This window comes from Vibrio sp. Vb1755, from assembly GCF_033338635.1.
GTDB classification, from domain to species: domain Bacteria; phylum Pseudomonadota; class Gammaproteobacteria; order Enterobacterales; family Vibrionaceae; genus Vibrio; species Vibrio alginolyticus.
The window spans coordinates 168,103-191,628 of record NZ_JAWOTA010000003.1; the positions used below are offsets into that span (position 1 = coordinate 168,103).

The 23,526-nt window shown below is 46.1% G+C and carries 18 protein-coding genes; 11 read left to right on the plus strand and 7 right to left on the minus strand.

Annotation, left to right across the window (positions count from 1 at the left end):
- Positions 1-20 precede the first annotated feature (20 nt).
- From R7E00_RS05300 to R7E00_RS05310, 3 genes are all read right to left on the minus strand, one after another.
- Positions 21-1,016 (minus strand): TRAP transporter substrate-binding protein, encoded by a 996-nt coding sequence (locus R7E00_RS05300; RefSeq protein WP_262606201.1) that lies wholly within the window; start codon positions 1,014-1,016, stop codon positions 21-23.
- Positions 1,017-1,282: 266 nt separating this feature from the next.
- Positions 1,283-2,239: a LacI family DNA-binding transcriptional regulator gene (locus R7E00_RS05305; protein ID WP_025768661.1), complete on the minus strand. Its 957-nt coding sequence runs from the start codon at positions 2,237-2,239 to the stop codon at positions 1,283-1,285.
- Positions 2,240-2,389: 150 nt separating this feature from the next.
- Complete coding sequence (locus tag R7E00_RS05310) at positions 2,390-3,139, minus strand: HpcH/HpaI aldolase family protein (protein WP_005383427.1); 750 nt, start codon at positions 3,137-3,139, stop codon at positions 2,390-2,392.
- Positions 3,140-3,428: 289 nt separating this feature from the next.
- On the opposite strand from R7E00_RS05310, the gene hisD reads away from it, so the two are divergent.
- From hisD to R7E00_RS05330, 4 genes are read left to right on the plus strand one after another with little or no spacing between them, the layout of a single operon-like run.
- Positions 3,429-4,721, plus strand: coding sequence for a histidinol dehydrogenase (gene hisD / locus R7E00_RS05315; protein ID WP_005374756.1), 1,293 nt, complete (start codon positions 3,429-3,431; stop codon positions 4,719-4,721).
- A gap of 1 nt (position 4,722) precedes the next feature.
- The gene (locus R7E00_RS05320; protein ID WP_005383422.1) at positions 4,723-5,457 is read left to right on the plus strand and encodes an SDR family NAD(P)-dependent oxidoreductase; all 735 of its coding nucleotides are present in this window, start codon (positions 4,723-4,725) and stop codon (positions 5,455-5,457) included.
- 47 nt (positions 5,458-5,504) lie between these two features.
- Complete coding sequence (locus tag R7E00_RS05325; RefSeq protein WP_005374765.1) at positions 5,505-6,509, plus strand: cupin; 1,005 nt, start codon at positions 5,505-5,507, stop codon at positions 6,507-6,509.
- A gap of 1 nt (position 6,510) precedes the next feature.
- Entirely contained in the window at positions 6,511-7,224 is a 714-nt protein-coding gene (locus tag R7E00_RS05330; RefSeq protein WP_005383420.1) for an alpha/beta fold hydrolase, read from the plus strand.
- 69 nt (positions 7,225-7,293) lie between these two features.
- On the opposite strand, the gene R7E00_RS05335 is transcribed toward R7E00_RS05330, so the two are convergent.
- The 3 genes from R7E00_RS05335 to R7E00_RS05345 all read right to left on the minus strand — a co-directional run bounded on the left by R7E00_RS05335 (position 7,294) and on the right by R7E00_RS05345 (position 10,970).
- Positions 7,294-8,379 (minus strand): porin, encoded by a 1,086-nt coding sequence (locus R7E00_RS05335; protein WP_017634480.1) that lies wholly within the window; start codon positions 8,377-8,379, stop codon positions 7,294-7,296.
- A 177-nt stretch (positions 8,380-8,556) separates the two neighbouring features.
- Positions 8,557-9,573, minus strand: a complete 1,017-nt coding sequence (locus tag R7E00_RS05340; protein ID WP_005374772.1) for a nuclear transport factor 2 family protein — start codon at positions 9,571-9,573, stop codon at positions 8,557-8,559.
- Between the two features lie 101 nt (positions 9,574-9,674).
- Positions 9,675-10,970: an MFS transporter gene (locus R7E00_RS05345; RefSeq protein ID WP_149191701.1), complete on the minus strand. Its 1,296-nt coding sequence runs from the start codon at positions 10,968-10,970 to the stop codon at positions 9,675-9,677.
- 338 nt (positions 10,971-11,308) lie between these two features.
- Here R7E00_RS05345 and R7E00_RS05350 point away from each other — a divergent pair, with 338 nt between their 5' ends.
- Together R7E00_RS05350 and R7E00_RS05355 are read left to right on the plus strand one after the other, a co-directional pair.
- Entirely contained in the window at positions 11,309-12,850 is a 1,542-nt protein-coding gene (locus R7E00_RS05350) for a sodium:solute symporter (RefSeq protein WP_149191702.1), read from the plus strand.
- An 11-nt stretch (positions 12,851-12,861) separates the two neighbouring features.
- The gene (locus R7E00_RS05355; RefSeq protein WP_149191703.1) at positions 12,862-14,232 is read left to right on the plus strand and encodes an L-serine ammonia-lyase; all 1,371 of its coding nucleotides are present in this window, start codon (positions 12,862-12,864) and stop codon (positions 14,230-14,232) included.
- Positions 14,233-14,310: 78 nt separating this feature from the next.
- Here the strand turns inward: R7E00_RS05355 and glgX are convergent, their stop codons facing one another.
- Positions 14,311-16,302 (minus strand): glycogen debranching protein GlgX, encoded by a 1,992-nt coding sequence (gene glgX / locus R7E00_RS05360; RefSeq protein ID WP_005374781.1) that lies wholly within the window; start codon positions 16,300-16,302, stop codon positions 14,311-14,313.
- A 446-nt stretch (positions 16,303-16,748) separates the two neighbouring features.
- On the opposite strand from glgX, the gene R7E00_RS05365 reads away from it, so the two are divergent.
- The 5 genes from R7E00_RS05365 (at position 16,749) to R7E00_RS05385 (ending at position 23,435) form a co-directional block, all read left to right on the plus strand.
- Complete coding sequence (locus R7E00_RS05365; RefSeq protein WP_005374784.1) at positions 16,749-18,020, plus strand: maltoporin; 1,272 nt, start codon at positions 16,749-16,751, stop codon at positions 18,018-18,020.
- Positions 18,021-18,120: 100 nt separating this feature from the next.
- Positions 18,121-18,930, plus strand: coding sequence for a MalM family protein (locus R7E00_RS05370; protein ID WP_005374786.1), 810 nt, complete (start codon positions 18,121-18,123; stop codon positions 18,928-18,930).
- 316 nt (positions 18,931-19,246) lie between these two features.
- Positions 19,247-19,753 carry a hypothetical protein gene (locus tag R7E00_RS05375; protein ID WP_042522205.1) on the plus strand — a complete coding sequence of 169 codons (507 nt, stop codon included), beginning with the start codon at positions 19,247-19,249 and terminating at the stop codon, positions 19,751-19,753.
- A gap of 120 nt (positions 19,754-19,873) precedes the next feature.
- Complete coding sequence (locus tag R7E00_RS05380) at positions 19,874-21,487, plus strand: alpha-amylase family glycosyl hydrolase (RefSeq protein ID WP_017820115.1); 1,614 nt, start codon at positions 19,874-19,876, stop codon at positions 21,485-21,487.
- Between the two features lie 331 nt (positions 21,488-21,818).
- Positions 21,819-23,435 (plus strand): endonuclease, encoded by a 1,617-nt coding sequence (locus R7E00_RS05385; protein ID WP_262606202.1) that lies wholly within the window; start codon positions 21,819-21,821, stop codon positions 23,433-23,435.
- The last annotated feature ends 91 nt before the right edge of the window (positions 23,436-23,526 follow it).

A 23,526-nucleotide genomic window follows, 5' to 3' on the forward strand; every position in this document is an offset into this window, starting at 1 on the left:
ATCGTGCAAAAGAGTGGGAGTTATAGGCGTTCTATCTCGGCAATCACGTTGTCAAACAAGTCTTCACCTGTCTTGCTACGCAGATCTTGGTACACGGCTGCATTCATTTTTTCTTTCATGATGCTGCGCACGTCATCTGGGACGATGTTAACCGTCATGCCTTTCGCTTCGAGATCTTTGATCACTTCTTGGTTTTGCTTAGCGGCGAGGTCGCGCTGCTTTGCGATGGTTTCTTTACTTACTTCACTGATCAGCGCTTGTTGTGCGGCCGGCAGTGAATCCCAAAACGATTTGTTCATGAACAACACGTAGTTGGTGTATATATGGTTAGTTAAAGAGAGGTACTTTTGTGCCTCGTAAAAACGTTCGGCATAAATAGAGTAGATAGCACTTTCTTGAGCGTTAATCAGGCCTTGTTGTAACGAGGTGAAAATTTCTCCCCAAGACAGAGGTGTTGGCGCAGTACCAATAGATTTCCACGCGCTTATTTGAGTGGGGTTAGATGCCGAGCGAATCTTTAGCCCTTTCAGGTCCTCAATACTATCAATTGGCTGTTTGTTGTTGGTCACGCTACGAAAGCCGACCTCCATAAAGCCAAGTCCATGAAAGCCTTTTGATTCCATAGCATTCAACAATGGTTGTCCGATCTTCTCACTGTCGAGCGCTTTGTGTGCTTGCTCTTCGCTATCAAAAAGGTAGAACACGTCGAGCACGTTAAACTCTGGGACGTAGGGAGAGAGTAAAACTGACGCACCAAACGTCATTTGTAAGTTGCCTTGCTGTACGAGTTCAGTCGTCTCACGCACATCGCCTAGTTGTCTTGCCGGATAGATTTCAACTTCTATCTCACCGTTTGAGCGAGCTTCCACTTCTTGTTCGAAATAGAGCATTGCTTTGTGTACGGGAGAGGTTTCTTGACTGTCATGAGCAAGACGAATAACACTGGTTGCAAACGTATTCATACTGCTAAATGCAAGCCCCAGTGCGGTAAGTGAAGTAAGGATTGCTTTCTTCATCGTTCTTCCTTGTTTCTGGTATGACCTGCCATGGGCATTCGTCGGCAAGTCACACAACTTTTTATGTTTTTATAAATTAGTTGAGCAATTCATATCCATTTTGCATACGAATCCAAAATAAAACATTAAAGTAACAAGTCAATAACAAGATTGATGAATTGATGAGGAATTAAATAACGATTGGTGAAAATTTAATCGTGATCACAGAAAATGCCTTACTCGAAAGCAAGACATTTTGTTTATGAAGAATGAATAAAATGGATTTATTAAATGGTGCTACTACGTTCGATCAAGGTGCCTTGCTCGAAAAGGTATTCGCCAGTTGCATCCAGGTTGCCGTTGATTCGATTCATCAAGTCTTCAACCGCTCGTTTAACAATTTTGTCGACTGGTTGAGCAATGGTGGTCAAATCATAACTCGGCCATGCAGACATCGGAATGTTATCTACACCCATCACAGAGAAGTCTTGGGGGATCTTTGCTCCGGCTTGTCGCAAGCCATCCATCACACCCATGGCGAGGATGTCGTTTGCACAAAAAATTGCATCGGGTTTGCTAGTGTGCGACAAGATCGCTTTCGCCGCTTCTAAGCCTGCTTCAAAGCTGTACTTGGCTTGGATAAAGGTTGGTGACGGGGAGCCGAGTTCTTGCAACTTTGAAGAGAAACCCAGCCAACGCTCTTCACTGGTCATGGAGCCAGCATCGCCACTGATATAAGCACACTGTTTTGCGCCTTTCTGCGTTAAATACTCGGCTGCTTGTTGGCCCGCCAATCGGTTATCAATACCAGAGCTATTGGCATTAATACCCTCGGCGTAGCGGTTAATCAAGCTTAAATGAACGCCAAACTTTTCGCATTGGGCAAACGCGCGTGAGGTTAAACGGCTGGTGGCGATAACGAGTCCGTCCACTTGGTATTCAATGGCGCGTGAAATGGCGAGATCGAGGTCGTCCTTGTCGATAGGGCAAAGCACAACTTGTCCGCCTCGCTTTTGAATTTCGACAGCCAAAGCACGAGATTGCATGTCGTACATTGGGTTTGATTCGCTATCTAACGCAATCGCCACTAAGCCTGAACGATTCGAAATCAGACCTCGGGCGATGGCATTCGGTGTGTATCCGAGCTTAGCTGCGGCATCCATCACCATTTTGCGTTTCTTCTCGCTAATACTCGCAGTCGGGCTGAATGCTCTAGATACCGTCGATTGAGAGACGCCGAGCATCTTCGCGACGTCGATCGAAGTTACTTTCGCTTTAATGGTGATACTCCTTATTTAAGGCCATTGAACCTGCTCATACGTGCTGAGTGTATGGGCTAGGGGATTTCTGTGTCTAGAGCATTACATTGATAAGGCGTAAATATCAGAGAAAACTCAAGAATTCATCACATTTCTCTCTTGTTTGAAGCCATCAATGATCATTTTGTGTTCAGACCCAACACAAAAGAAGCTAACGCCGAGTTCACGCCATTCCCGAGCTTGTTGAGCCGTCGCGACAAACATGCCAACAGGTTTATTGGCGGCTCTGGCCGCTTCGATTACTCGCATACTTGCTTGTGCGACTTTCTCATCATGAACGCTATCAGCACCATAAGCGACAGTGAGATCAACTTGGCCAATGAAGAGCGCATCAATACCTTCAACATTGGCAATCGCTTCAACATTTTCGACCCCTTGAGGGTCTTCAATTTGTGCAATGACAATCGTATTCGCACGGCTGTCTTTTAAGTGTTCAACCATGGGTTTAGTGGCGTATTGCGCTGTTCGACTGGAACCAGCATACCCTCGGCCACCTTCGCCGTAATGGCAGATTTTCGCCAGTTGCGTCGCTTGCTCAGCAGTACAAACATGGGGAATTTGTACACCCGCCGCGCCACAGTCAAGCGCGTTCAAAATGGTTGAAGGGGCGCTGTCTTGTACTCGTACCACGCACGCGAGGTCATTCGCTCTGGCCGCCATGATGCACAGATCAAGCGAGGAACGATCGAAAGGTGCGTGCTCTGCATCCAGTACCACAAAAGGCAACTCTGCCAGTGCCAATACCTCGATAATGTGAGGATGAGGGGTTTTAACAAATGTACCTAATAGCGTTTCTTTAGTCAGACGTTGCTTAAAATTGCTCATGATTATCTCCTTTGCAAAGGTATGCAAAAACTAACACGGAGAAATGTAAATGATGAGTAAAAATGATGTGATCTAAAACTCATTTTTGATTGAAAATTAAACTCAATCAAGGTCCTTATTACTTTCTTTTATTTATTTTAATTAATTAATACAAAGGCTTAAATATAGTTTTTGTGTTTTGTTGACTTAACTTGTCAAATGTTAATTAAGTGTTTAATCTGATTTTGCATTCGTATCCAAAAGTATAAAAGTAACCGTTCGTCAGCCTCAATGTTCAAGGAGAAACCCAATGGCACGCATTTTAAAAAACGGAATCACTGAAGAAGCATCAGCATCAAACGACGCAAAAGTGCGTCAGATTGTTGAAAACATTCTTGCTGATATTGAATCGAAAGGTGATAGCGCTGTACGTGAGTTGTCTGAAAAGTTTGATAACTGGTCGCCGGAGCAATTCCGCCTGTCAGAAGAGCAAATCCAAGCCTGTGTGGATGCGCTTGATGAATCGACTCGTCATGATATCGAGTTCGCTCAGCAACAAGTTCGAAACTTTGCTCAAATTCAACGTGACTCAATGAAAGACGTCGAAGTAGAAACCATGCCTGGTGTGGTACTGGGGCATAAAAATATTCCAGTCAACAGCGTGGGTTGTTACATCCCTGGTGGAAAATACCCATTGGTTGCATCCGCTCACATGAGTGTACTGACGGCGAAAGTCGCGGGCGTAAAACGTGTTATTGCTTGTGCACCTCCGTTTAATGGCCAACCGAATGTGGCGATTGTCGCTGCGATGGCAATGGCGGGTGCGGATGAAATCTACTGCTTCGGTGGTGTTCAAGCGGTAGGAGCTATGGCATTGGGCACGGAGACTATTGCGCCAGTCGATATGATTGTAGGGCCGGGTAACGCATTTGTAGCAGAGGCAAAACGTCAGTTGTTTGGTCGCGTTGGTATCGATTTGTTTGCAGGCCCAACGGAAACCCTAGTCATTGCCGATGAGAAAGGTTGTGACCCAGAATTAGCAGCGGCAGATTTGCTTGGTCAGGCTGAGCATGGTTACAACTCTCCCGCTGTATTGTTGACCAATAGCGAAACATTTGCGCAAGAAACCATCAAAGAAATTGAACGTCAGTTAACCATTCTTCCAACGGCTGAAGTCGCGGGTAAAGCGTGGGCAGATTACGGACAAGTGATTGTGTGTGATAGCTACGAAGAAATGGTGGAAGTGGCAGACGATATCGCTTCTGAGCACGTTCAAGTGATGACGGAAGATCCTAAATACTTCCTAGATAACATGACCAACTACGGTGCCTTGTTCCTAGGTCGTGAAACCAACGTTTCTTACGGCGATAAATGTATTGGTACCAACCATACACTGCCAACGAAGAAAGCGGCGCGATACACCGGTGGTCTTTGGGTAGGTAAATTTATCAAGACCTGTACTTACCAGCGTGTAACGGAAGCTGCGTCGCTCAAAGTTGGTGAGTACTGCTCTCGCTTGTGTGCACTCGAAGGTTTTGCTGGCCACAAAGAGCAAGCGGATATTCGTGTGCGCCGTTACAAAGGCAAAGTGGAAGAGGCGTAATATGTCGAAACTTGCCTTAGTCACAGGCGGCAGTGGCGGACTGGGTGCCGCCATTTGTCGCAAGCTAGCTGAATCGGGATATCGCGTAATTCTGACTTACAACAGTAATCAGAAAGCGGCCGAGGATGTGCTTTCCTCGCTGCCACGTAACGAGCATCTAGCATTCAAATTGAACGTGGCAGATTCTAGTGCGATTGAACAGCTTAAACATCAAGTCAGTGAAATAAGCGACAAGCTGGATCTGTTGGTCAACTGTGCGGGGATGACGAAATTCGTCGCGCACTCTGATTTGCAAAGTTTAGATGACCAGCTGTTTGACCAAATTTTCCAAGTGAACGTCCGTGCGCCTTTTGCCATGGTTCGAGCGTTTGAGCCTTGGCTTAAGCAAGCCAATGGTTGTGTGGTGAACATTACTTCTATCGCGGCACAGACTGCGATGGGGAGCAACATTGCTTACTGTGCAAGTAAATCTGCCGCGGAGAACATGACCCGTTCTTTAGCTCGCGCTCTGTCTCCCGAGGTTCGCGTTTTGGCTGTTGCTCCAGGGCTTGTCGACACTGAGTTTGTCAAAGGCTTGGATGACGCATGGCGTAATCAACAAGAACAATCCACACCGCTTAAGCGTTTAGCCAATGATGAAGAAGTCGCTCAAGCCGTGTACGCCGCAGCAGACGTTTTGACCTTCTCGACAGGCAATACCATCGCGGTTGATGGTGGGCGACCTTTAGGTCTGTAACTAACAATTCAAAGGCTAGGTCCAAACAAGGACAACAAGGATTTACAATGACTCTACAATCTAAAATGAATAATAACCTGGTCCGCTACATGGAACTGATTCCGGGTACGAGTGCGTTTATTGATGCGCGCACGCCAGGCAGTGATCTCAAAGATAACTTTTGCATTATCGGTGCTGGGGTGGCAGAGAGCAGTCGTCAGCATGTTCATATTCGCGATACGGCGGGCTTTAACATTGGTGCCGCAGGCCAACCGCCGGGCATCAAAAATTCGTTGCACTCTCATCGTACCGCCGAGCTTTTCTTGGTGTTCAAAGGTCAGTTCCGTTTTTATTGGGGGAACGATGGAGAGCATGAGGCGGTGTTGTCTCACGGTGACGTCATCTCGATTCCAACCAATCTCTTCCGTGGATTTGAAGTGGTTGGCCGCGATTACGGCTTTATGTTCTCGGTACTTGGCGGCGACGATTCAGGTGGCGGCGTTATTTGGCATCCAAACGTTATTAAAGACAGTCAAGGTTATGGTTTATACCTCAAAGCCGATGGCACACTCGTGGACACCATTAATGGCGACCCGGTGCCACAAGAATCAGAATTGATGCCGCTGCTTACCGAAGAAGAGCTCGCGACCTTCGATACCTACACCGCAGAAGAGATGATGCCATTTGTCGCTCTGCAAAAAGATTATCGTGAAATCAAAGGCGATTTCGGCGGAAGCAACGTGAAACAATACGCCTTAACGGGTCATCCTTTGGCGAGTTATGACTTCCAAGTAAAGAGTGAAGATGAAGTGAGCATCATGGCTTATGAGCTTTCTGAAGGTGGCTCGATTCCTCAACACTGCCGAGAAGAAAAACAAGTGCTTATCAACTTTGATGGCGATACTGAAGTGGTCCTCACGCATCAAGGCGAACAAGCGAGTGTTGTTTTAACGCGCGGTGATGTGCTGAATGTTCCAGAAGGTGCGTCTTATTCACTGACGAACTTGCGTGGTAATAGTTTGACGTATTGCATTCTTGGGTCTGATCAACCAAAGCCGCTGGCAGGAGAATAAAATGACGCAACCCACCTTGTTAGTTTGGCTACCCGGACTACTTTGTGATGGCACATTGTTTGAGGAAGTCAACCGAGCGTTGCCAAGTTGGGTTGAGCCTTCATGCCCGACGCTGGCCTCATTGCCGTCAATGGAACAGCTGGCGCAGAAAGTGTTGCAAGACGCACCGCAGGAGTTTGTCTTGGGTGGCTTATCAATGGGTGGGATTCTTGCCTTTGAGGTGTACCGTCAAGCGCCAAACAGAGTCAAAGGCTTGATCCTCATGGATACCAATGCAGCAGATGAAAAGCCAGAGGTGACACAAAAGCGTGATGCACTGGTTAGCCGTGCGTTAAGTGGTGAGTTTGAACGCATTACGCCTGACACTCTGATGCCTGTGCTGATTCATCCAAGCCGTTTGCAAGACAAAGCGTTAACTGAGCGTATAGAAGGCATGGCGGTCAATGTAGGTTTGGAGGCATTTGAAGCACATGCTAAAGCGTTAGCAACTCGCCCGGATGCTCGACCTTTATTGGCGGACATTCAAGCTCCTACGTTGGTGATAACAGGTAAAGAAGATAAGCTTTGTCCGCTAGACAATCATCTGCTCATGGAGAGATGCATCCCAAACGTCACGCTTCATGTTATCCCTGAGTGTGGGCATCTATCTACGCTTGAGCAGCCTTTAATTATTAGTGAAGTGATGACTACTTGGCTTCAAGATAACTTTGCTTAGTGTTGATAAGAACTTCATCACTCACCACCTTAAGGTTACTTGGGTATAGGTGGTGAGCGATGAGTATTATCAGAAGTAGTAGCGAATACCTGCCGCGAATTGATCATCACGGTTTTCGAATTTGCTGCCATCGTACTGATCTTTACCTAGGTCGAACTGGTATTCAGTCCAAACTAGGAATTTGTTCTTCTGGAAGTGGTATTCAAGACCAGGAATCAGCAAGTTACGCTCATAACCTTGTGTCTCGTCACCGCGATCTTCCATGTAGTTGTAGTTCAACGTTGGGCGTAGGCCGTTGTCGAAGTGGTAGTAAGTGTAGATTTCGCCACCTAGGGTATCGAACATCACGTCCGTACCGCCTTGACTCACTGCTTCCCAGTTTTCGCCAACGTGGAAAGTCGCACCCGCGTAGAAGCCACCGTTGCTGTAGTTCGCGCCCAATAGCATGATGCGCATGTTGTCGCCGTTTTCTACGCCAACCACGCTTGCGTCTAGATCCGCAACTTCATTTTGATGGTAAGCCGCACCCAGTGTTACGCCATCAACCGGTTTGTAAGTGATCGACGCACCCATGCCGTTTTTCAATGAGGCTGTCGCATTGCTTGCTAGAGCAACATCTTCACGCGTGGTTTGGTAAGTAAAGCCGTAGCTCACTTTTTCATTGATTGAATTACGGTACGTGATTGAGTTTTCTGCACGACCAGCACCGGATGCGATACCCCAGTCAGCTAGATTGTAAACACCTGAGCCACGAGTACCGAATACACGACCTAAATCGGTGTACCATGCTACGTCGTAGAAGGTAGACCACTGCTTAGTACCCGCAGCAATCTTGCCGTATTTTTCGTGATCAACACCTGCGTATAGCAAGCGGTCGTAAATGTTGTCGCCGTTCGCGCCAGAGTTGTAGCCCCATTCCGCGTGACCGAAACCAGTCCAGCCGTTATCCAGACCCATTTGGCCTTTCAAACCGAAACGTGAGCTGCCGCTGTTCCATTCGCCGTTGTCATCACCGCCACGGTCTTGGTAGCGAAGATCGAAACGGCCATCGATGGTTAGGCTGTCGCCAGCGTCATTAACAAAAGTGTGTGCAGCAAAGGCTGAGCTAGAAGTAAGCGCTGCTAAAATCACTGCAGAAAGGGTCGACTTTTTCATCATCAATCTCATTATTCAGGGCGCAGAAAGCCACCGTGCGTTCATGCCCGTTTTGAATAAGGGTTCTATCTTGAGGTTGTGCCCCATCCTTGAGGCACGAGTTGGGAGCATGTCACCTGAACCGAGAGGGGATTCAGGCAACATAAAGGCGGGTTGACAATCCGCCCCTAGGACTTCTTATAGAGAAGGGTTTAGGATCTGTTGAGTACGCTCGAACACGTCTAGACCTTGCTGTTTTAGCCAGTAAGGAAGGTCGATCAGTACCCAGTTCTCAGATAGCTTGTCGCCGTCACGGTAGTAAACGTCAACCACTTGCATGTCTGCACGTACTTCACCACCTGTCATACCTAGGAAACCACCGATTGGCGTGTTAGATAGGTTTGGCCAGCCGAAGAAACAAGAGAAGTTACCTTCTGCGAAACGACATACGTGGCCGTTAAACTTCTTGTCTTTCAGGTTGTTACGGAACGGCAATTGGTGCTGCTGTTGGTAACGAGGAATTGTGTAAGACGCACCGATACCACATGGACCGTACCAGATCATGTCTTTAGACCAGCTCTTCTCAAGAACTTCTGGTGGGCAACCCATAGCGCCGCTGTCGTTCAGTGCAGATAGGTCATCAACCATCTTGTTCACTAGTGCTAGTGTTGCTACGCCTTCTTCTGGTGCTGCGTCTTCGAACAGTAGACCGTCGTGGTTACGAGGACCAGGGTATACGAAGTGCTTACCTGTTGATGGTGGTAGTGGGTAACAACCCGCTTGGTCCATTGCGCCTAGAAGGTCTAGGAATAGGCCAGTCTTAGTGATCTTGCCGTTTTCAACACAGTTAAATTCTGCGTAACGGATGTTCATGATTTTGCCAGTTGGGCGCATGCCTAGGTATTCAGCGTCGAATAGACCCATGAAGTGACCCATGCTCATTACCCAGATTTCACCTGATGTTACTTCGTTCTCACCACCGATGAAGATGTCTTGACGACGCTGCATGCGAGTCATTGATTTCATCAAAGGAGCCCAGAAAACGTCAGCCGCTGCTTGAGCGCCTTGTTGCTCACGGAATGGGTAAACACCACGCCATAGGTAATCTTCTGAAGTGTGTGCTTTTAGTACTTCTGCCACGTTCTCGTGAGTTGCGTTTTCCATTGCGCTGAAGTATTCACGTACAACGCGTTTCGCTTCTTGATATTTAGACATAATAAACTCTCTTATTTGCTGTCGAGTCGGCTTTGGGAACAGGACTCGAAATTAAGTTTTTTCATCCGGCCGGGGAGCCAGCCGGAGTTTTTGAAATTCAGTTACGCTTTTGCTGCTTCGGCTTTTTTGCTCTTATCGAACACGCCGCCTTTTAGTGTCTCTGGCAGTGATAGCCATAGAAGACCAGCAAGGATCCATACGATTGGTGAACCCCACATTGCGGTTTGTAGGTCGGTACGCTCTTGGATGAAGATAAGTACCATTGGTGCCCACATACCGAGGATACGACCGCCGTGGAATAGCGCCGCGCCGTAGCTACGTAGGTGTGCTGGGAACAGTTCTGAGAAGTAACCACCCCATACCGCAGAAGAAGACAGACCGAAGTTGTAAATCAGACCAAGTAGAGCCAGCATGTTTAGGCCGCCAATCACCATGTCGCCAGGTGCAACAAAGAAGATTGAAACCATGATGCCCGCTAGGATGAAGCCAAACGCGTTCACCTTACGACCGAATTTGTCAGCTACCCAACCCCAGAACCACGCACCAAACAGTGAACCAAATGCTGAGATAGAGAAGATGAGACCGATGGTTGCACCGTCGAACATACGTACATCACGTAGGTAAGTGGTTACGAAGCCACCAAAGAATTGGAAACCGTAGAAGTTAAGGCCAGCCAGTAATAGACACGTTAATGTGATCTTACGGTAAGGCTTACTTAGCATTTCGCCCCAAGAGCCTCTTTTCGCTGGTGCATTTGATTCTTCTACTTTTGCTTGCTCTTCTTCACCGTAAGCGATCACTTTGCTGTCGCTAGGTAGTACAAAGATCATGACCACAGCGGCTGCCAATGGTGGGATACCACCTACAAGCATTAGGCTTTCCCATGGAGCATCAATGCTTGCAATAAATGCTGCATACGCACCCATTACCATCAGTGCTACAGAGAACATAGAAGACGCGAATGCCGTCAACTTACCACGTACCGTTGGCGTAAATAGGCCGATCATTAGGCTTACTGCCACGGTGAAGTAACCACCCAGTGACAAACCAATGATGAAACGCATTGCTGCCCACGTTGTGTAGTCGGTGAACATCATATTGATGATCGTTGCGCCACCGTTTAGGGCTGTGATGGTAATAAGAGTGGATTTCTTACCAAATTTTGTTGCGAACCAAGCACAGCTCAATGCACCGATAAGTGCACCAACCGACTGCCATGTATAGAACTGGGCAGTGTCTGACAGGCTAATACCATCATACGCTTCAACGATGTATGGGCGTACGTAGTCAATAATTACAAAGTTATAACAATAGAAAAAGTAACCAACCAGTATCGCTAGATAGGCTGCTACCCTTTGAATCATAGGAACTTCGCTCATGTGTCTTTTGGCATTCATGACCGATAAACCTCTATTTCACTTAGGATTTGTTGCTATTCAAACTTAATGAACACGATCTTATTTGGATCATCTTCGATTTCGTGTCGGGGTGAATCATAGTTTTTTTAAGGTTATTAGATCCGTGATCAAAATCAATTTTAAAATGAATGCGTACCCATTTTGTGGGTTTTAGTGACAAGGATCTCACTAATCGGCGTTTTTGGCGATTTTGAATACATTTTCGCCTATATTGGTGATAATAATCACACTTACAGTGGGATTGTCGTTCAAAAATGCCTTTTTACAGTAATATCTGGGCATAATAATTAGCTACCCAGAATTAGGAAAACCTTAAAATGGTTACGTACTCAAGTTTTGTGGTGATTGCGTTATATGTAGCAATTACCATACTAATCAGCTATTTAGTGAATAAGCGCTACAGCAATGGTGGCGACTTTTCCACGGGTGGAAAGCAATTTGGCTGGTTTACGGCGGGTGTTTCGATACTTGCGACTTACATTAGTGCGATGACGTTTGTAGGGATGCCTGGTTGGGTTTATAGCTCTGGCATGGAAGCGATGAGTATTCACCTTAACTATCCCATCGTTATCTTTTTCACTGTCATTTTCTTTGTGCCTGTCTTCTATAAGCTGGGCTTGACTTCGATTTATGAATACCTTGAGCACCGCTTTGGGGTGTATGCAAGAACCATCAACTCGATTGTGTTCATTGTGGTTCAATGTATCTCTGCGGGTGTGATTTTGTATGCCGTGGCGCTGATCTTAGTGCAAGTTCTGCCTATCAGTATTTCTGAAGCCATTATCTACATCAGTATTTTCACCGCTTGCTATACCTATGCGGGCGGGATTTCCACGGTTATCTGGACCGATATGTTGCAATCTGCAGTATTGGTAGCGGGCAGCATCGCCATCTTTGCCATTCTAATGACAGAGATTAATGCGGCAGATTACCTTTCTCGTGATCACCTGAATATCATCAACTTAGACTTTGATTTGGGCGTAGATACCACACTCTGGGCTGGCGTGGTTGCCGTGAGCTTTTTGCATTTGAGTGTGTACGGCACCAACCAATTGATCATCCAACGCACGTTAGCGACGAGATGTGAAAAGACGGCGCAGAAGTCGATGCTGTTGTGTGGTTACGGTGCGTTTTTCGTGTACTTGTTCTTCGCGGTACTCGGTGTTCTTTTGAGTGTTTTCTATCAAGATCAATCGTTTGAAAACAGCAATGAAGTGATTTTGGATTTCGTCTTCAACCACACTAACCCAATCGTCGTTGGTTTGATCATTTCCGCGTTGGCGGCGGCCGCAATGTCGACGCTGGACTCGACCTACAACTCGATGGCGACCGTCGCGACGTTCGATATCTACAAGCGTTTCGTTCGCAAAAATGCCGATGATGAGCACTACGAAAAAGTCGCAAGAAAGATGAGTTTGCTTGCTGCGGCCATGGTGGTAGTGCCAGCTCTTCTCGCGGTATCGAATGAATCGGTACTCAAAACCATCGCTAGTCTGACTTCTATCTTCGTTGGTATCCGCTTGGGGTCATTCGTGCTTGGTTTATTCTGGTCGAAAGCCAACGAAAAAGGCGTGATCGTTGGCAGTATCATGAGTGTGATTGCGGTGTTTACTGCAATGTATCTCGACGTGGCTTGGCCGTGGTTCGCGCCAATTGGTACGTTTGTCTTCCTTTTGTTTGGTGTGTTAGTGAGTCGTCGTTGGGGCGCTGTGACTGCCGAGCAACAAATCTTTATCAATAATCAAAAACATCTTTTTGCAAAGCCAACCGCAAGCCATTACGGGCTGTTGGTGTTCGCTGTGGCGACCATCGCTGCTTGTATGGTTCTCCCTGATTGGCTTTATGCTGCATTGTCGTAATAGGTAAGTTTATGCTGTCCATCTTTGATATTTACAAGATTGGTGTGGGCCCTTCTAGCTCTCACACCAATGGTCCAATGATCGCGGGTTACCACTTCACTCGTTTGATTGAATCGAACTTGGCAAAAGTGGTTCGTATTCAAGTCGATTTATACGGTTCACTTTCGTTAACAGGGATTGGTCACCATACAGACCGTGCAACGATTTTGGGTCTGTTGGGTAACAAACCAGATACCATCAAAATCGCTTCTGCAAACAAAGCGATGCGCAAGGCGATTGAAGAGGGCATGATGTCTGTCGATGGCCGTCATGAAATCGAATTCAACTACAAAACGGACATGTTGTTCCATGAAGAGAATCTTCCTCTGCATGAAAATGGCATGACGATTACTGCGTTAGATGCGCATGGCAATCAGGTTGGGTTTGAAACTTACTACTCTATCGGTGGTGGTTTCATCGCAACGGCGGATGAACTGCAAAATGGCAGTGCGACTTCACCCGTAGACGTTGAGTTCCCATTCTCCAGCGCGGACGAAATGTTGGCACAGGCTGAGAAGAACGGCATGAGCCTCGGCGGCATGATTCTGAAAAACGAACAAGCGTTTCAGGAAATGGAAGCCATCAATCAACGCGCAGAACAGATCTGGCGTGTGATGACGCGTTGCATGGAGCGTGGTTTCGAAACAGAGGGCATCTTGGATGGCGGCTTGAACGTGACCCGCCGTGCGCCAAACTTGCTGAAAAAGCTTGAAGCAAATGCAGCAATCGAAAACGATCCAATGGAAATCATGGATTGGATTAACCTGTTTGCTTTTGCTGTGAGTGAAGAAAACGCGGCTGGTGGACAAGTCGTAACGTCGCCAACTAATGGTGCGGCGGGTGTGATTCCGGCGGTATTGATGTACTACCATCGCTTCATCAAAGAGCTTGATACTAAACAGCTTAAAGACTTCCTTGCTGTGTCCGGTGCGATTGGCATTTTGTACAAAACTAATGCGTCTATTTCGGGTGCCGAAGTAGGTTGTCAGGGCGAAGTCGGTGTTTCTTCTTCTATGGCGGCAGCTGGCTTGACCGCGCTGCGTGGTGGTAGTAATGAGCAAATTTGTATTGCGGCCGAGATCGCCATGGAGCACTCACTAGGCATGACTTGTGACCCAATTGGTGGCTTAGTGCAAGTACCGTGTATTGAGCGTAATGCAATGGGTGCAATGAAAGCGATCAATGCATCTCGCATGGCACTAAAGCGTAATAGTAAATGTTTGATCTCGTTGGATAAGGTGATTGAAACCATGTACCAAACGGGCAAGGACATGAACAAGAAATACCGCGAGACGTCACAGGGTGGGTTAGCTTTGATTCACCTAGCGCCGCCTTGCGAATAATGAGTTAGGCACATCTAACCAACAAAAAAGCCGAAGCACTGAGATGCATCGGCTTTCCTTTTTTGGAACGTTTATAATTTAGCTATGCGTTTGCTCACCTTTTGGTGTGCTTTGGTTTGGTTGATAGTGCAAAATCACCATCGAGGTGGGTGACAGCAAGACTTCGCCTTCAGCATGTCCTGGGTTGAGGTTACGTACGTTTGTATCACAGATCGTCACCCATTCTTGCTTTCGCTCATTGGGGAGCTTAAAGCGCGCTGTGGCGTTAGTTTGGTTGATGAGGTAGACCAACTCTTGTCCTTCTTTACCGATACCAAGGTGAAGTGCGACAGAGCTTAAACGGTTCCAATCATCGTGCTCCATTAAGCGACCGTCTGTTCGGCGCCAGAAAATGCGGTTGTTATTGCGGTTTTCGCCACTGAAAGCTCGGATAAATGGCACCATGTATTGATTTCGGTTGGCGACCATTTGTGACATCCATGCTTTGAAATGTTGCTTACGTTCTGTCTCTTCCCAGTTCAGCCAACTGGTTTCGTTGTCTTGGCAATAGGCATTATTGTTACCGCCTTGGGTGTGAGACAGAACATCAGCAGTGAGAATGTGTGGGATACCGAAGGCAAACAGCAAGCTAGCAATAAGGTTGCGTTTTTGCTTCTCACGCGTGGCGATGATCATCAGATTTTCGGTCTCGCCTTCAACACCGTAGTTTTCTGAACGATTGTCGCCGTGACCGTCGCGATTTTCTTCGCCATTGGCTTCGTTATGTTTGTGCTTGTAAGACACTAAATCTTGCAGTGTGAAGCCATCGTGATACGTGATGTAATTTACGGTGAGTTTGTATGGCCAGTTCGCTGCACTATAAATGTCACGAGAGCCCATTAATCGAGTGGCAAACTCTTTTAAATAGCCTTGATCACCGCGCCAAAAACTGCGGGAAATATCACGCAGTTTGTCATTACATTCGTTCCAACCAAATGGAAAGTTACCCACTTGGTAGCCATTTGGACCAATATCCCAAGGCTCGGCAATCAATTTGGTTTCACGCAAAATTGGGTCTTGCGCAACGGCTTTAAAGAAAGCTGCTTCTGGGTTGTAATCATCGCCCTGTCGACCTAACGTTGCAGCCAAGTCAAAACGGAAGCCATCGACTTTAAATTCGCTAACCCAGTAGCGCAATGTATCCATCACAAGGTTTAAGGCTGGTTGGTAGGTGAGATCCACTGTATTTCCGCAGCCGGTGTAATTGGCGAAGTGGTTGCCATGTTTGATGTAAAAACGGGAATCGAGGGCCTTCAGGTTGAAGATTGTAGGCCCTTCACCACCTTCAGCAGTGTGGTTGTAAACCACGTCGAGAATCACCTCAATGCCGTTTTTATGCAATTCGCGAATTGTTGTTTTTAATTCCGTAACGGCGTCTTGTTCTGCGTAGCGCGGATCGGGCACCATAAAGAGATAAGGGTTGTATCCCCAATAATTGACCTTTTCCATCTCTAGTAGATGAGGCTCATGCATGCATGCTGCGACAGGTAGCAATTGCAGCGTGTTGATGTTTTGCTGTTTGTAAAAGGCCAGCATTTCAGGTGATGCAAGACCTAAATAGCGCCCCTTCAGCTTGTCCTCAACCTCTGGGTGGCGTTGGGTAAGCCCTTTGACGTGCGTCTCAAACAATACCATCTCTTCTCTGGGTATACGCGGGTGATCCGTGTTTTGCCAGTCAAAATCATCTTCGATAACGACGCACTTCGGCATATCGAAACTTTTGGCTGGAGAGTAGGGAGGGTGATAGTGGAGGGCTTTATCTATTGATTTTGCGTACGGATCAGAAATTAACAGTGGCTCGTCCTTGTGGGAGACAAGGTAACCGTATTTTTGCCCCGGCTTAATATCTGGAATAAAAGTATGACGTATGCCAGCGTATTCATTCGGTAAACCGTGAAGCTCGTAGCTGCCATCGTTTGCAAACAATGCCAGTTGAATGTCTTTTACGCCCGGAGCATGAATAGAGAAGTTACAGCCTTCTTTATTCAATGTTGCGCCCAGGGGGTAGGGGCGAGAGAGAAGTCGTGTCATCGGAGATACTTTATTTAATATTTATTGCTACCTTTAGGAAACTATAAGTTAAAAACTTTGTCTTACTAAGGTCAACCACCCTAAATATAAAAATATTCGTGTAATTTAATTACTTTATGTGACGGCTTAGAGTCAAAAATATGAAATGGCTATCACTTTGTAGCGGCTCAAAACCGAACAAACTTACTAATTCCTCCCTAGATTGGTGATCTGACTCGAAAAAACACCATTCGGTAAATTTTCTACTCCCTTCTCATCCCCCTTAAATTAGTTTAGGGCGGAGGAAGTCATCCTTGTACGCCTCGGGTAATCTCACAACTGTTGAAACAAACGGGGATTCGTTCCCATCTTACCTCTCTTTCTTTAGGTGTGTTTTTACTGCCTATATTCACCTAAAAGAGTGAGCAGGGAAGACAGAATTATAAATACCCTTAATGGAGTTAAGAATGAAAAAAGTAAGTGCAATTGCTGCTGCTGTAGCTGCAACTTTAGCTGCTGGTTCTGCATTCGCAGTGGATTTCCACGGTTACATGCGTGCTGGCGTTGGCGTGAACGCTGACGGTGGTCAACAATTAACATTCGAAAAGAACAAGATCGGTCGTCTAGGTAATGAAAGCGATATCTACGGCGAGATTCAACTAGGTAAAGAAGTTTACAACAACAACGGCAAAACGTTCTACGTAGACTCTATGGTTGCAATGACTTCTAACGGTTCAAACGACTGGGAAAGCACTTCTGCTAACTGTGGTTTGGATAACGGCGAAGTGAAATGTGTAGACGATGCACAATTCGCACTACGTCAGTTCAACGTTCAAGCTAAAGGCCTACTAAACTTTGCTCCTGAAGCAACGCTTTGGGCAGGTAAACGCTACTACCAACGTCACGACATTCATATCTCTGACTTCTACTACTGGAACATCTCTGGCGCGGGCGCTGGTGTTGAAGGTATCGAAGCTGGTCCTGGTAAAGTTTCTTTCGCTTGGGTTCGTAACGACCGCGGCGATATCGCAGACCCAGGCAACGATGGCGGCGCAACAAACGTAAACACTCTAGACGTACGTTACGCAGGTCTTCCTCTATGGGACAACGGCTCTCTAGAAATGGGCTTGAACTACGCAATTCTTAACGAAACTGACGCTGCGCCAAACGGCACTAAAGATGCGAAAAACGGCGTAATGTTCACAGCAGAATTGACTCAAGGTCTAGACGCTGGTTTCAACAAAACAGTGCTTCAGTACGGTACTGAAGGTTACTCAAAAACAATGGCATTCTACGGCGACGGTAGCTGGTACGGCGCAGAAGCTGACAACGGTGCATCTGGTTACCGCCTAATCAACTGGGGTGTAATCGGCATGGGCGACAGCTGGGAAATGGGTCACCAGCTAGTGTACGGTGTTGGTGAAGACATGTGGGCTGGCCAAGACAAGTGGGAAACAATGTCTGTTGTTGTTCGTCCAATGTACAAATGGGATGACAACCACAAAACTATTTTCGAAGCTGGTTACGCTATCGACGATAACGACGGCGAAGAAAACAAATACGGTAAGCTAACTGTTGCTCAAGCATGGTCTGCTGGCTCTAGCTTCTGGGCTCGTCCTGAAATCCGTGTTTACGCTTCTTACCTAACGGCTGACAAAGAAGACAACTCAAACACATTTGACAACGGTCGTTCAGACGATACGTTCCAGTTCGGTGTACAAGCTGAAGCTTGGTGGTAATCATCTAACCACTAAGTCCTAAATTGTCCTAGAATGATACAGCCAGAACTTATCTGGCTGTATTTATTTAAAAAACAATAAAGAGTCGAGGTAGACAGTAATGAAAAAATGGCTTGCTCCCGTACTGCTGGGCATGTTGGCTACTGGTTGTGCGTCTGTAGAACAAGTAGAGATGAGTCCAAAAGGTCAGCAACAAGTGATCACGCAATCGGGTGATATTCAATGGGTACCGCTTAACGTGCCTGTGGTTACTGAATTCGCTTTGACTGATAAAAGCCAAATGTTGTTGGATGGTAACAGTGCTGGCGCTATTGCAGCGTTTGCTCTTCCAGGAAACCGTGGCAGTCTCGATATCAAATTAGAGACATTCGTAAGTAAAGAACTTCAATTTTATGCTCCTAATGTCGCAGTGATGAACTCGGCAGGAGAAACCATTTACCAAGCAGATTTTTCAAAGTTTAAGTATGAACCAGCAAAACTGTTGGACAACGATAAATTCGTACTTGATCTCAATGTGATTCCAGACATGACAGGTAACGATCTGCATGTGTTGGTTTACACGACTTCCGCCGATCTAAAAGGAAGTACACAAGTTTTACACCCTGCAAAAGCCTTCGCCATGGCGCGCCACACTCAGCCGCCAGATATTGCAGACCCTCTAGCGAAACATAGCCCACTTGGTCAGTTCCGCTTTTCGGTATCCGCGAATGATATCGTGAATACTAAGATTGTTGCGAAAAACGATAACATTCCCCAAGGTACGGACCTTACTAGCTACTACTACAGCTCCATTGAAGCAGCAGTCGCAGCGAATGATATTCCGAAAGCGCTCACTTTGCTTGATGAAGCAAAAGAGCTGGGTATCGAAGGTGCACAACAAGTGTTTGTGAAAGCCGTAAATAGAAAATAATCAGATAAAAAAGGTCAGCGAAATGCTGACCTTTTTCATAGAAAATAAACCAATAAAAATACCCCTACATAGAGTTACCTTATTCACATAATTATTTTTATTACTTTGTTTTTTATATAGGTTGGATCAATAATTAATGGCAGTTCCTAACTTATTTTTTGTACTTAGGAAATAAACAAACTTCTCGAAGTGATTTAAATTCGCAATCTGACGATATTTATTTGGCGTTTGATATTTCCATTTTAATAACGATTAATATTTCTTTTAACCGTTGAGTTTATTTTGCTTTGGATATACTAAAAAGGAATTACGTGAAATGAACATGATGAAGACCTCTCTTGCTGCTGCCCTACTTGTTGCCTTAGTAGGTTGTCAATCGACGGCAGAACCTGAAGCGGCCACAGAGCCAGTTGTTAATATGTCTCAAGACGAAGTGGTTGCTTTCATGAAAGCGTGTGACAACCCAGACAGCACAGCGAAAGGACCTATTTCTAAACCACTATTTGTGGTGGGTACTTTTGCGGATTCCGATTGGAAACACGTGCCTCAGCGTCAATACACCTACAAAGGGAATAATTTCTACCAAGCCGTGGTTCAAGAAAAAGTAGGCTCCTACAGAATGCAGTATGCGACCGAGTTGTGGTTCCCACAATTTACCGCAAAAGGTAATAGAATGAACGTTGGTGAATTAACACCATTAACATTTGGTGGTTACGGTACGGATACTTCGGTTGATATTAAAGAAGATGGTAAATATGTATGGAGTCTTCAGTTTGAAGGAAAAGGCAAACCTGTTCATGTCATGGTAAATAAGTGCCAATAATATTCCATTCAATTATTTAAAATCTATTTTTATTTATTAACCCCTGCATGAAACACATGTCGGGGTTAATTTTATTACTCAAATTTCCGTAGTTTATTTGAGTAAGTTAGGGAGAATAAAATGCGTAATATCCTACGTAACCATCGCCTGTCTCGATCGTTGCTTGCGTTAAGTGTGATTGGTGCTTTATCTGCGTGTAATTCTTCTGGTGGTGGCGACACTAATAGCAGCACTCCGCTACCGGATACCAGTTATGCTTGCCAAGCCAATGTCATGGCGCAAAGTAACCAACTTCGTACTTATCAAATCATGGTAGAGAGTTTTGTGGATGGTGATGCGAGCATTGGTCACGGTACAGGTTATGGCACCAGCCATCATAACGGCGATTTGCAAGGAGTGATTGATTCACTCGATTACATCCAAGACTTAGGGATGAATGCGATTTGGTTGACGCCAGTTTTTGAGTCAGAAGAGATAGCAGGACAAGATCATTGGGCGGATCGTTTGGACGCCACCGGCTATTTTGCGACAGATTACTTTAAAATCGACCCCAAATTTGGTGACTTAGCGACCGCGAAAACTTTAGTCGAAGAAGCACACAAACGCGGTCTGTACGTATTTTTTGATGGCGTATTTGGCCACCATAAGAATGGTTTGATCAAACCCTCGCCTTCCGGCTTGTTGCCTTCAGGCTCAAGCAATCCCGTGGATTACCCAGCCAGTCTCGATTTCTACAAAGAGGTGGCGACGTATTGGATCAAAGAACTCAAGATTGACGGCTGGCGTTTAGATCAAGCCTATCAAGTTCCGACAGACGCTTGGACACAACTTCGTAAAGCCGTCGATGAAGCCTCACAAAGTGTGACGTACACCAATAGCAAAGGCGATCAAGTGAATCCGTTGGGTTACATGGTGGCAGAGATTTGGAAAGGGGAGTCTGAGATTGCGAATGAGGCGTATGGATCGAACAGCGATCCAGCATTGTGCTCTGCGTTTGACTTCCCTATGCGATATCGCATCGTTGAAACTTTGGCCGTGAATGAGAGCGGCGTGGGTGGTCGCGGTGTGGATTGGTTAGACAACGGCTACAGCACACACAACCAATATCCAACACATGCGCAGCCGAATTTGATGATCGGCAACCATGATTTAGTGCGCTTTGGTGACTTGTTACAGCGCGGAAACTTGGCGGATGTGAATGATGCAGAATATTGGTTACGCCATAAAGCCGCGTTTGCTTTCCAAGCGGCGTACACCGGGCCAATCACGTTGTACTACGGTGATGAAATCGGGGATCAAGTGGATGGTTTTGCCGCAAAAGAAGACAACAGCACCTGTGCCATTCAAGGTTTGTGCGATGATCACGTTGCGCGCAGCAGTGCGAAAATTGAAGGCGTGACGGCGACGCTTGATGCAAACCAAGCCGATCTCAAATCTTATGTGACATCGCTGATGACAATGCGCGATGCGCATCCTGCACTTTATCAAGGGTCACGCACGAATTTAGTTGCGAGTAACGGCAGTTATGTGGACTTGAAACAATCTGGTTCGGACAAAGTCTTGTTTGCGCTAAATACCTTAGAGAGCGCTAGAAGCGTCACTCTTACTCAGGAGAGTGTTGGTACTGGTGAGTTGGTGGATTTGCTCACGAATGAAAAAATTACTCCGAGCAATGGTCAATATCAGATTCTGATGTCGCCACTACAAGGACGATTCTTTGCGGTAAAACCTTAAGGAATTATCCAGAATTGATGCTCACCAGTTGAGCTGACCACAAGCTTTCTTATAAACAAGCCAAGTGTTGTTGCTGACCCCCATAGGCGCACACTTGGCTTTTTTCTGTCTGTTTTACTTTTCCCTTAATGGTTTTACGACGATGTAGCCAACAAGTTGCTTCGCTTTTTGTATTGGCGTTTGTTTTCAGCAGATGGATATTTGTGAGATAAGCTGCACATTAAAAAGTAAATTAACACTTGTGCAACGTAAAAATGTGACTGAAGGATTACTTATGCCCCACTAATATGTTTATCGTGTTTGGGATTTATATAACTAATGGAAAAGTATAATGAAATCCATAACGAACTCCCTCTGTCTCCTTGCTGCTGTTAGCTCTCCGTTTGCATATAGCCAAATTATCAACGGTGACTTTGAACAGTGGAATGGCAATGTACCTACGCAGTGGTCAGTGATTGACGCTGGCATCGCGGTGTCGCCAAGCAGCGAACAAATCAAATCGGGCGGCCTGGCTGCTCAAGTCGTCGTGAATACAGGTACCCAAAGCAACACTGACCTTTTGCAAACCATTAATGTGGAGCAAGGGAAAACCTATCCGTTTTCTGTCTCGGTTTATCACACCGAAGGAAATGTAAAAGCACGTCTGGTGGTTGATGGTTATCACAATTACTCAGATCCGCAGCAGGTAAACCAGTGGCAAGAGCTGGCGCACAACTACACAGCGAGCTCGAACAAGACCATCAACGTCGGTTTGCGTTTTTACGATGAAGCCAGTTTTGATGGCTCAGAAGTTGTCTACGTCGATAATTTTCAACCGACTGAGACGAGTGCACAACCTCCTGTAGAAAGTTGTAGTGATCACCAAGTGGTCTTGACTCTCACAACAGATAATTATGGTTCAGAAACTAGCTGGATGTTAAAAAATAACCAAGCCGAAGTACTGTTTTCTGGTCAGGGATATGAGTCAGCAATCACCATTGAAAAGAGCATGTGCTTAGCTGACGGTAACTACCAATTCACGATTCAAGACGAGTATGGTGACGGCATTTGTTGTGGCAGTGGCGCGGGGTCGTACATTCTGACTGAGGGAGATAAGACTCTTGCTTCTGGCGCTGAATTCTCGAAAAGTGAAACCACCGATTTTACGTTAGGTGACTCAACCACGACCCCACCAGTGGTTGATGGTTACTATCAAGCGGCATCTGGTAAGACGGGCTACGCTCTAAAAACGGCGCTGTTTAACATTATCAATAATCACTCCAGCCGAGGTTATTCTGCGGTGTGGGCCTTGGTAAAAGATGCCGATATTGATCGTTATTACGAAAATGATGGCTCTATTCTCGATATGTATTCTGAAAAGCCATCTGCTAGCGATACAGTAAGCTTTACCAAAGTCACAGACCAATGTGGCCAATACAAAACGGAAGGGGATTGCTACAACCGTGAGCACTCTTTTCCGAAAAGCTGGTTTGGCGGTAAGGTTGAGCCGATGAACTCAGACGGTCATCACTTGTTTGCGACTGATGGTTATGTAAACGCGAAGCGCAGTAATTGGCCATTTGGTGAAGTGGGCACCGCGACCTACGTGTCTAGTAATGGCTCTAAACTTGGCCAAGCAAGCACTAGTCTGGGCTACTTCGGTACGGTGTTTGAGCCGATTGATGAGTTTAAGGGCGACTTCGCCCGTGCTTATTTCTACATGGCGACCCGTTATGAAAATGTTGTAGGTAATTGGGAAGGTAACTCAAGCAATGCGGATGCTGTCCTTGATGGTTCAAGTTCGACGGTTTTTGAACCTTGGGTGTTAAACATGCTTAAGCGTTGGCACAAAAATGATCCCGTTAGTGAAAAAGAACGAAATCGCAATCAACAAGTGTTTGATTTTCAGGGCAATCGTAATCCATTCATTGATCATCCTGAGTTTGTTGAACAGATTTGGGGAAACTAACACCTTTTTGATTTTGGTATCCACCATTTAGTGACGCCAATAAAACAAAGGGGAAGCGTGATGCTTCCCCTTTTTCATTACGGATGTTTTT

Excerpts from the sequence above, each read along its gene's own strand:
- R7E00_RS05300 (WP_262606201.1), bottom strand. The coding sequence starts at position 1,016 with ATGAAGAAAGCAATCCTTACTTCACTTACCGCACTGGGGCTTGCATTT.
- R7E00_RS05305 (WP_025768661.1), bottom strand. The coding sequence starts at position 2,239 with ATGCTCGGCGTCTCTCAATCGACGGTATCTAGAGCATTCAGCCCGACT.
- R7E00_RS05310 (WP_005383427.1), bottom strand. The coding sequence starts at position 3,139 with ATGAGCAATTTTAAGCAACGTCTGACTAAAGAAACGCTATTAGGTACA.
- hisD (WP_005374756.1), top strand. The coding sequence starts at position 3,429 with ATGGCACGCATTTTAAAAAACGGAATCACTGAAGAAGCATCAGCATCA.
- R7E00_RS05320 (WP_005383422.1), top strand. The coding sequence starts at position 4,723 with ATGTCGAAACTTGCCTTAGTCACAGGCGGCAGTGGCGGACTGGGTGCC.
- R7E00_RS05325 (WP_005374765.1), top strand. The coding sequence starts at position 5,505 with ATGACTCTACAATCTAAAATGAATAATAACCTGGTCCGCTACATGGAA.
- R7E00_RS05330 (WP_005383420.1), top strand. The coding sequence starts at position 6,511 with ATGACGCAACCCACCTTGTTAGTTTGGCTACCCGGACTACTTTGTGAT.
- R7E00_RS05335 (WP_017634480.1), bottom strand. The coding sequence starts at position 8,379 with ATGAAAAAGTCGACCCTTTCTGCAGTGATTTTAGCAGCGCTTACTTCT.
- R7E00_RS05340 (WP_005374772.1), bottom strand. The coding sequence starts at position 9,573 with ATGTCTAAATATCAAGAAGCGAAACGCGTTGTACGTGAATACTTCAGC.
- R7E00_RS05345 (WP_149191701.1), bottom strand. The coding sequence starts at position 10,970 with ATGAATGCCAAAAGACACATGAGCGAAGTTCCTATGATTCAAAGGGTA.
- R7E00_RS05350 (WP_149191702.1), top strand. The coding sequence starts at position 11,309 with ATGGTTACGTACTCAAGTTTTGTGGTGATTGCGTTATATGTAGCAATT.
- R7E00_RS05355 (WP_149191703.1), top strand. The coding sequence starts at position 12,862 with ATGCTGTCCATCTTTGATATTTACAAGATTGGTGTGGGCCCTTCTAGC.
- glgX (WP_005374781.1), bottom strand. The coding sequence starts at position 16,302 with ATGACACGACTTCTCTCTCGCCCCTACCCCCTGGGCGCAACATTGAAT.
- R7E00_RS05365 (WP_005374784.1), top strand. The coding sequence starts at position 16,749 with ATGAAAAAAGTAAGTGCAATTGCTGCTGCTGTAGCTGCAACTTTAGCT.
- R7E00_RS05370 (WP_005374786.1), top strand. The coding sequence starts at position 18,121 with ATGAAAAAATGGCTTGCTCCCGTACTGCTGGGCATGTTGGCTACTGGT.
- R7E00_RS05375 (WP_042522205.1), top strand. The coding sequence starts at position 19,247 with ATGAACATGATGAAGACCTCTCTTGCTGCTGCCCTACTTGTTGCCTTA.
- R7E00_RS05380 (WP_017820115.1), top strand. The coding sequence starts at position 19,874 with ATGCGTAATATCCTACGTAACCATCGCCTGTCTCGATCGTTGCTTGCG.
- R7E00_RS05385 (WP_262606202.1), top strand. The coding sequence starts at position 21,819 with ATGAAATCCATAACGAACTCCCTCTGTCTCCTTGCTGCTGTTAGCTCT.